At 36.6% G+C, this 8,510-nt stretch carries 6 protein-coding genes; all 6 read left to right on the forward strand.

Annotated features, from left to right (window positions below):
- Positions 1-53 precede the first annotated feature (53 nt).
- The 6 genes from mfd to KGI01_RS09380 all read left to right on the forward strand — a co-directional run bounded on the left by mfd (position 54) and on the right by KGI01_RS09380 (position 8,281).
- On the forward strand, positions 54-3,575 hold the full coding sequence (mfd, locus tag KGI01_RS09355; protein WP_141274468.1) for a transcription-repair coupling factor: 3,522 nt from the start codon (positions 54-56) through the stop codon (positions 3,573-3,575).
- Positions 3,576-3,660: 85 nt separating this feature from the next.
- Positions 3,661-5,250: a putative polysaccharide biosynthesis protein gene (locus tag KGI01_RS09360; RefSeq protein ID WP_170214768.1), complete on the forward strand. Its 1,590-nt coding sequence runs from the start codon at positions 3,661-3,663 to the stop codon at positions 5,248-5,250.
- 11 nt (positions 5,251-5,261) lie between these two features.
- A complete protein-coding gene (gene yabN / locus KGI01_RS09365) occupies positions 5,262-6,722 on the forward strand; it encodes a bifunctional methyltransferase/pyrophosphohydrolase YabN (protein WP_141274470.1) in 1,461 nt (486 codons plus the stop codon).
- Entirely contained in the window at positions 6,719-7,009 is a 291-nt protein-coding gene (locus KGI01_RS09370; RefSeq protein ID WP_141274471.1) for an RNA-binding S4 domain-containing protein, read from the forward strand. Before yabN ends, KGI01_RS09370 begins: the two co-directional genes overlap by 4 nt.
- 118 nt (positions 7,010-7,127) lie before the next feature.
- Entirely contained in the window at positions 7,128-7,544 is a 417-nt protein-coding gene (locus tag KGI01_RS09375) for an FtsB family cell division protein (RefSeq protein ID WP_141274472.1), read from the forward strand.
- Positions 7,545-7,837: 293 nt separating this feature from the next.
- Complete coding sequence (locus KGI01_RS09380) at positions 7,838-8,281, forward strand: S1 domain-containing RNA-binding protein (RefSeq protein WP_068456711.1); 444 nt, start codon at positions 7,838-7,840, stop codon at positions 8,279-8,281.
- Positions 8,282-8,510: the final 229 nt, after the last annotated feature.

Consider the following 8,510-nt stretch of genomic DNA (forward strand, 5'->3'; position numbering starts at 1 on the left):
TTTGGTAAACAACTTACCAAAGCCTTTTTCTATATGAAGAATAGGAGGAAAACATGGAAATCTTACGTCGGTTATTGATGAAAGACATGGAAGTAGCAGCATTAATTGAAGATATAAGAAGAGAACAACCTGCACAACTTGTAACAGGATTATCCGGAAGCGCAAGATCGGCTTTCATCGCTACAATGTATGCAGAAACAAAAAAATCAATCTACATGATTGCACCGAATATGTTGCAAGCACAGTCTTTGTATGAGGACTTATCGAAATTAATTGGTAGTGATGAAGTACATTACTACCCAGCAGATGAGTTTATCGCGGCAGATATGGCTTTAGCAAGTCCCGAATTACGTGCACAGCGTATCGCAACACTGGATCATATGATTCATGATGTACAAGGAATCTATATTATCCCTGCTGCTGGTATGCGTAAAGTAATGACACCGAAAGAGCAGTGGTCATCATTACGTTATACGTTAAAACTCGGTGATGATTTAGATACACAAGAGCTACTGAAGCAATTAGTCATGATGGGCTATACGCGAAATGGTATGGTGACAACTCCCGGCGAGTTCGCTGTTCGAGGTGGAATTATCGATATTTATCCGCCATATGATGATCATCCTGTTCGAATTGAGCTGTTTGATACTGAGATTGATTCGATTCGTACGTTCTCAGCAGATGATCAGCGCTCAATTGCGAAATTACAAGAGATGGTGATTTTACCAGCGATGGAGTTTGTGTTATCAACAGATGAACGACATGCACTTGCAGAACGTTTAGAAGCTGGTTTAAGTGAAAGTTTAAAAAAGGTAAAAACAGATGCAGTAAAAACAGCACTTTATGAAAATGTACAAGCAGATATTGCGCTATTACAACAAGGTGAATTACCTGAGTACGTAAATCGCTATGGTTCTTTATTATATGAAAATCCAACTTTTTTAGGTGATTATTTCAAACGAGATGGCATTGTAATTTTTGATGAATTAACACGAATTCAAGAAACAATGGAAGCATGGGATTCTGAAGAAAAAGAATGGCTGCTTGAAATGATTGAGCTCGGTAAGATGTTGCACAGTGTGAAACCATCTTTCAGCTTTAAAGAATTACTTGCGAATATTGAGCAACAAAAAATCTTCTTTGCATTATTTGCGCGCGGATTTAAAGGAATGACGTTTACAACAACACGTAATTTTTCATGTAAACCGATGCAACATTTCCACGGACAGATTGCTCTGTTGAATAGTGAAATTGAACGTTGGGTGTCAAGTGACTTTACAACGCTATTTTTAACAGAAAATGAAGAACGAATTGATATATTGCAAAATCTATTGGCAGACCACGGCGTAGAAGTACAACTCGGTGAACCGAATGGACCGGGTGTCTTCATTATGTCTGGTGCTTTAACTAATGGTTTTGAGATGCCGATTCCGAAATTAGCAATCGTGACAGAAGATGAGCTGTTTAAGCAACAAAAGAAACGTAAAGCACGTCCTAAAACGATGACCAATGCTGAACGAATTAAAAGCTATACAGAGATTAAACCAGGGGATTATATCGTCCATGTACATCATGGTATTGGTAAATATATTGGCATTGAAACACTCGAAATTAACGGGAACTATAAAGATTATTTGCATATTCGTTATCGTGCAGATGATAAGTTATATGTACCAGTCGATCAAATTGACTTAGTTCAAAAATATGTAGGTTCAGAAGATAAAGAACCAAAGCTTCATAAATTAGGTGGAGCAGAGTGGAAAAAGACGAAAACGAAAGTATCAAAAGCAGTTCAAGATATTGCGGATGATTTAATTAAGCTATACGCTGAACGCGAAGCAGCAAAAGGTTTTGCCTTCTCTCCTGATGGTGATGAGATGCATCAATTTGAAGCTGCCTTCCCATATGAGGAAACAGAAGACCAACTACGTACAATTCAAGAAGTGAAAATGGATATGGAGCGTGAACGTCCAATGGATCGCCTTGTTTGTGGAGATGTAGGTTATGGAAAGACAGAAGTAGCCATTCGTGCAGCGTATAAAGCGATTTTAGATGGTAAACAAGTCGCTTTCTTAGTGCCAACAACGATTTTAGCACAGCAACATTACGAAACAATGCTTGACCGATTCCAAGACCTTCCGGTTAATATCGGTTTACTTAGCCGCTTCCGTACACGTAAACAACAAACGGAAACATTAAAAGCCTTGAAAGATGGACAAATAGACATTTTAATCGGGACACATCGTATTTTATCAAAAGATGTGATTTATAAAGATTTAGGGTTATTAATTGTTGATGAAGAGCAGCGTTTTGGTGTCACACATAAAGAGAAAATTAAGACATTGAAAACAAATATTGATGTGCTAACGTTAACCGCAACACCGATTCCACGTACGCTTCATATGTCGATGGTCGGTGTGCGTGATTTATCGGTTATTGAAACACCTCCTGCAAACCGTTTCCCAGTACAAACGTATGTCATGGAACATAATGGCGCACTTGTACGAGAAGCGATTGAGCGTGAGATGTCGCGTGGTGGACAAGTCTTCTACTTACACAATCGTGTAGAGGATATGGCAAAACAAGTCGATCAAATTCAAACACTCGTACCTGAAGCACGTGTTGCGTATGCGCATGGGAAGATGACGGAGAATGAGTTAGAATCAATCATCTTAGGCTTTTTAGAAGGCGAATTTGATGTATTAGTTACAACAACGATTATTGAGACAGGAATTGATATTCCAAATGTTAATACGCTCATTGTGAACAATGCAGACCGTATGGGGTTATCACAGCTCTATCAATTACGTGGACGTGTAGGGCGTTCTAATCGTGTTGCCTATGCATACTTCATGTATCAACGTGATAAGGTGTTAACAGAAGTTGCAGAACAACGTTTACAAGCCGTAAAAGAATTTACGGAACTTGGTTCTGGTTTTAAAATTGCGATGCGCGATTTATCCATTCGCGGTGCAGGTAATTTACTTGGTGCGCAGCAACATGGCTTTATTGATTCAGTTGGTTTTGACTTGTATTCACAAATGCTTGAAGATGCCGTAACTGAAAAACAAACAGGCGAGAAGAAGACAGAAGAAAAAGGAATCGAGATTCTTCTTCCGTATGATGCCTATTTACCGGATACGTATATTCCAGACGGTTATCAAAAAATTCAAATGTATAAGCGTATTAAAGCGATTGAAACAGAAGAAGCTTATCATGAAATTTCCGAAGAATTAGTAGACCGTTTTGGTGACTTGCCAATCGAAGTGGACCGCTTAATGCGTATTGCACGTATGAAAGCATGGGGATTAGAAGTTGGCTTAGAGTCCATCAAACTAAAAAATAAAATGTATCGTATTACACTATCAATGGAGGGTACGCAACGAATTGATGGTAGTAAGATGGTTTCTGATTCAATGGTTTTAGGACGAGCAGTTGGTTTTACATTAGAAGATGGAAAACTTGTTTTAACAATTGATGAACGAAAGATGTCAAAAGATCAAGATGTTTTTGATTTGGTTGAAGCGGTTGTTCAATTATTACCAGCTTCACTAAAAGAAGAGAATCCTGCATAATTTTTGTGAAAGGAGGAACTAAAGAAGTAGTTTCTCCTTTTTACATAAGTATTCAAAAAAATGTAGTAACGGAAGGAGGATGCGAATGACAAAAGTAAAAGGCTATGCAAAAGGAGTTGCACTTTTAACGATGGCAGCACTTTTTGTAAAAGTATTAAGTATGGTCTATCGTGTCCCCTTTCAAAACTTAGTGGGGGACCAAGGATTCTTTATTTATCAACAAGTCTATCCATTTGTGGCTGTTTTCATGACATGGACATCGAGTGGTCTAGCGATTGCTGTTTCGAAGATGATTGCAGATGAGCTTGGTCAACCGTTGAAAAGACAACAAGCGATATCGCAATTGTTATATCGCGCGCTATGGGTATTTTCAATTCTTTTATTTATTGGCATGTATAGTGCCTCAGATTTTTTTGCGCGTGCAATGGGTGATGAACAACTCGGCTTTTTATTGAAAATTGGTTCACTTGTTATTTTTACAGTACCGACATTATCTATGTATAAAGGGAAGTTACAAGCACATGGTAATCTACAAACCGTCGCTGTGATGCAAGTGATTGAACAAGTTGTACGTGTAACCGTTATTTTAGGCGGTACAGCTTATGTTATGGCTACTTCGCAGTCATTATATACAGCTGGAGCAGTCGCTGTTCTAGGGACAGTTAGTGGCGAATGGATTGGTGTCCTACTTCTAATGTTATATATGAGAAAAAAGCGTCAGTCGATTTATTTACTTAACAAAGAAAATACAGTTGTTCGAAAGCGTGAATTTTTAAAGAAGATGCTCGTTGTGAGTGTCAGTGCGAGTATGAGTAGTCTGCTGTTGATTTTCTTTCAAATTGTCGATGCGTTTACCGTATTTGATACGCTCGTTCAGTATATTGAACAACCAATTGATGCGATGAAAGAGAAGGGGATTTATGATCGTGGTCAACCACTTGTACAAGTTGGATTAGTCATCGCTACATCATTCTCTATGGCAATTGTACCGATGATTGCAAGTGCAATGAAAAAAAGAAAAGGGGAGCAAATGCGCCAACTCATTCGTGTTACTTTTCAAGCAACACTTCTTTTTGGTGTAGCAGCAACAGTTGGTTTAATGCTCGTTATGCCTTATTTGAATAAAGTTTTATTTGAAACAGCTGATTTATCAGATGTGCTGTCGGTCTATGTGATTCAAATTATTATGCTTTCAATGATTATGGCAATTACAGCGATTTTACAAGGTTTAGGGTATCGTAAAGGTCCTACGTACATTTTAGCAATCAGCTTGCTGGTCAAAATACTAATTACAAAACCATTCGTACACTATTTTGGAATAGTAGGTGCAGCATGGTCGAGTAATCTAGCTCTAATCGTAGGTGCGTGTAGTTTAGTGTATTATTTAAAAAAGAAACAAGATATTCAGTTAGCCAGTCGTCTGTTTTATCAAATCACCGGTTACGCAACAGTTTGTATGATCTTCGTTGTAGGCGGTATTCGCATATTTGATGAGATTTTAGCAATTGATAGTCGTTTATATGCAGCAATTATGATGCTTTTCTTAGTCATCATTGGTGGGAGTATCTTTATTTTATGTATTACACGTTATCGAATTTTTACAGTAAAAGAATGGTTGTTATTACCGCTTGGCAGTAAGATGGCGGCATTACAATTATTTTTAAATCGAAAATAGGTGGGTTAAAAATGAAAGAAATTACAGTTGTAGGTTTAGGTGCAGGTGACTTTGAACAGTTACCGATGGGTGTTTATCGAACATTAAAAAATGTAAAAAAAGTATATATGCGTACATTAGATCATCCTGTTGTCGCGGAATTGCAAAAAGAGGGTGTATCATTTATCAGTTTTGATGAAGTGTATGAAAAGCATGATGAATTTTTACCCGTATATCAAGAAATTGCTTCTACATTAATTGAAAAAGCTGAAAAGGAATCTGTTCTTTATGCAGTTCCAGGTCATCCACTTGTTGCGGAAATGACGATTCAACTATTAATTGAAGCGGAGAAAAAAGGCGAGATTCAGTTATCGATTGAAGGCGGGCAAAGCTTTTTAGATGCGATGTTTACAACGCTTAAAATTGATCCGATTGACGGTTTCCAAATGGTAGATGGTGCAACGTTCTCAGTTCATCACGTGCATATGCAAAATCATTTATTAATTGCACAAGTGTATGACCAAATTAGTGCTTCGCATGTAAAATTAACGTTGATGGAGAAATATCCAGATGATTATGAAGTAACGATTGTAACAGCAGCAGGTTCAAAAGAGGAAGTCATTAAAACGGTACCATTATATGAATTAGATCACGTTGCGGAAATTAATAATTTAACAGCTGTCTATGTTCCACCTGTTCAAGATGCAAAAGAGGCATTAAAGGAGTTTTCAACATTGCGTGAAATCATTGCCACACTTCGTAGTCCAGAAGGGTGCGAATGGGACCGTGCGCAAACACATGAAAGTTTAACACGTTATTTACTTGAAGAAGCACATGAAGCAATCCAGGCAGTAAATGAACAAGATGATGATCATATGATTGAGGAATTTGGCGATTTGTTAATGCTTGTTTTAATGAATGCACAAATTGGTGAAGATGAAGGCTACTTCAACTTAGAAGATATTATTCAAGCGATTAATGAAAAAATGATTCGTCGTCATCCTCATGTTTTTGGTGATGTACAAGTTGAAAATGTTGCGGAAATTAATGCGAATTGGGAAAAAATTAAAAAAGAAGAACACCAGAACTATGAAGATGAATCTGTACTAAAAGGTGAGTATCGTACAGCTTCATCGTTACAAACTTCATATAATTATCAAAAAAAAGCAGCAAAATTAGGGTTTGAATGGGGTACAACTGAAGCTTTTTGGGGTAAAGTGGAAGAAGAGTTGGCTGAATTACGAGAAGCAATTGAAAAAGGAACAAAAGAGCAACAAGTTGAAGAGTTCGGTGATGTATTAACGACTCTTGTGAATGTAGCACGTCATTATAAGATTTCTGCTGAAGAAGCGATGGTATTAGCAAATGCAAAATTTGCAAAACGTTTCGGGTATGTAGAGCAGCAAGTGAAGAGTAAGTGGGAAGATTATTCAGTAGAGGCATTATTACAATTTTGGCAAGAAGCTAAAGATAAAGAAGGAGAATCATTATGAGATTAGATAAATTTTTGAAACTCTCACGTTTAATCAAGCGCCGTACATTAGCAAAAGAAGTGGCTGATCAAGGACGGATTGAAATCAACGGGAAAGTGGTAAAAGCAGCGAGTAAAGTAAAGGTGGGTGATGAATTAGCGATTCGCTTCGGGCAAAAGATTGTTACTGTAAAAGTAGAATTATTAAAGGACGTCGTTCGCAAAGAAGAAGCAAGTACAATGTATACAATCTTAAAAGAAGAAAGACTTGAAAAAATTGAGCCACAATTCATTGATGACGAAGAATAAGTAGAAAAAAGAACTATTTTTTGTTAATTTATTGAAAAAATATAGTTTACCAATACAATATTTATCGATTTTCCTTTATAATGAACAAATAGATTGGTCAAAAAAAGGAGGAGAGATTGTGTCTGAAAGAAAGCGTAATACAGTAAGTCGTATTCATACAGAATTTGCAAAACAAGAAGAGCTTCGTGAAAAAAGACTACATAATAAAAAAGTTTCACTGTATCGAAATCTCGCTATTATGGGTACAGTTTTCTTCTTAATTATGAGTACATTAGTATTTACAATTATAAATCAGCATCAAGTACTGAAAAAAGAACAGCAGGAACAAGTAGCATTAAAAAAAGAAAAGTTAGAACAAAAGCAATATAAGAAGGAATTAAATGCGCAACTCGTAAAATTAGATGATGATGATTACATCGCTAAGATTGTACGAAAAGATTTATTCTTATCTAAAAAAGGTGAGAAAATATTCCATTTACCAGAAGACTCAGAAGACGACGAAGGAATAGATCTTACGGAAAATGAAAAGAAGTAGTGTTGTTGACACGTGTTTTTTCATCGTTATAATAAGAGTAAGTCATAAGCAAGTTTAAAGTCATTGGAACTTTAAATATGTTCATCTGACGCGTCTTATTGTAAAATAAGAATAAGCAATACAGATGAATGAGCGATTGCATATCATTCCCGTCGGACTACGGCTGAATTACTTGCAGTGGATATTCATATAGTGTATATGGGTAGAACAATGAAGTATTGAAGAAAAGTACCACACAATATGGTTATTGACTAGAGATAGTCGCTTAAATTCTAAGGAGGAGCATTTTTTTTATGGCAATTGAAGTAGGCAGCAAAGTGCAAGGTAAAGTAACAGGTATTACAAATTTTGGAGCATTCGTTGAATTACCAGATAACTCAACAGGTCTTGTGCATATTAGTGAAGTTGCTGATAACTATGTAAAAGATATTAACGATCATTTAAAAGTTGGAGAAATGGTTGAAGTTAAGGTAATGAATGTGGAAGCTGATGGTAAAATTGGACTTTCAATTCGTAAAGCAAAACCTCAAGCAGAACGTCCAGAGCGTCCAGAACGCCCGCAACGTCCTCGTCATAACAATAATCGTGGTGGCGGAAATCGTGGCGAGAGCCGTCAACCGCAAGAGAACTTCGAACAAAAAATGGCACGTTTCTTAAAAGACAGTGAAGACCGTCTAACAACATTAAAGCGTGCAACTGAATCAAAACGCGGTGGCCGTGGAGCAAAAAGAGGTTAATTTGCAAACTCTTTGGTCATAGAAAAAGTGTTTGAATAGATCTTAAAAGGTGAGAGAATTCTTGGTTAAGAATTCTCTCACCTTTTTATAGTTATCGAAAATAGCCATTTTAAAACGATTGTTTATAATAATTGCAATAAATTCCTTATATAGCATGATTCAATTAGTTTATTATTATCGTAAAAAAACAAAAAAAGAAACTTTCCTAATTGGAAAGCTTCTTTTAATA

This window comes from Kurthia gibsonii, from assembly GCF_006539985.1.
Classification (GTDB): Bacteria; Bacillota; Bacilli; order Bacillales_A; family Planococcaceae; genus Kurthia; species Kurthia gibsonii.